Here is a 724-nt window from a genome sequence, read left to right as displayed (position 1 = left end):
CGCGCACCGCGAGCCGCAGCAGCGCCGCCAGTTCCGGCCGTCGCGCCCCGCCGGGGAGGAACGCCATGAACGTCGCCTCGTCGAGCGGGCCGAGCAGCAGGCAGATGGTGGTCCCCAGATCGGCCACGGTCGCGCCGAGCAGCAACCCGTCGCCCAACGCCGATTGCGGCGCGCCTAGCGCGAACCGCGCCTCGGGCGGGATGACGACGCGCCGCTCCACCCATTCCTCGATCCGCGCCGGGATGCCGAAATACGGCCCGACGACGCGCTCGATCACCGCGGCGGAGCGTGTGTTCTGTGCCAGCAGCCCGGCCAGCGGCAGCAGTCGCACCGGATCGAGGCGCACCCCGGCCCCGCCCTCCGCCTCCGCGCCGGCCACGGCATGAAGCGCGTGCGACGCGGCGTCCGTGCCCCCGCGATCGTACCCCAGATGCAGCCGGTTGCGCTGCCAGATGCGGTAGAGCAGGCTGGTCAGCGCGTGGCCGAACAGGTCCAGCAGGTCGCGCAGGTTCTGCCGCTCGTCGTCGTCGCCGAACAGGATGCGCTCGGTCCAGAAGGCCGGCATCGGCGAGGACGGGCCGTACAGGCCGAGGAACGTCGTCTCGGCCTCGGCCGGCCAGTCCTCGGCGTCGGGACGCGCCCGCAGTGCGGCGATCTCGCCGGCGGGGAAGCCGAGCATCGGCGCGGCGCGGAACAGCACCGGCTCGGCGCGCGGCCCGCGCCC

The 724-nt window shown here is 74.9% G+C and carries 1 protein-coding gene; it reads right to left on the bottom strand.

What is annotated here, in order from left to right:
- On the bottom strand, window positions 1-724 hold a 724-nt coding region (gene tssG, locus B8460_RS17345; RefSeq protein ID WP_048862876.1), incomplete at both ends, for a type VI secretion system baseplate subunit TssG.

The organism is Acidisphaera rubrifaciens HS-AP3, from assembly GCF_000964365.1.
GTDB classification, from domain to species: Bacteria; Pseudomonadota; Alphaproteobacteria; order Acetobacterales; family Acetobacteraceae; genus Acidisphaera; species Acidisphaera rubrifaciens.
Note: the sequence above shows the minus strand (reverse complement) of the source record. Positions and strands in the feature narration are given on the sequence as shown.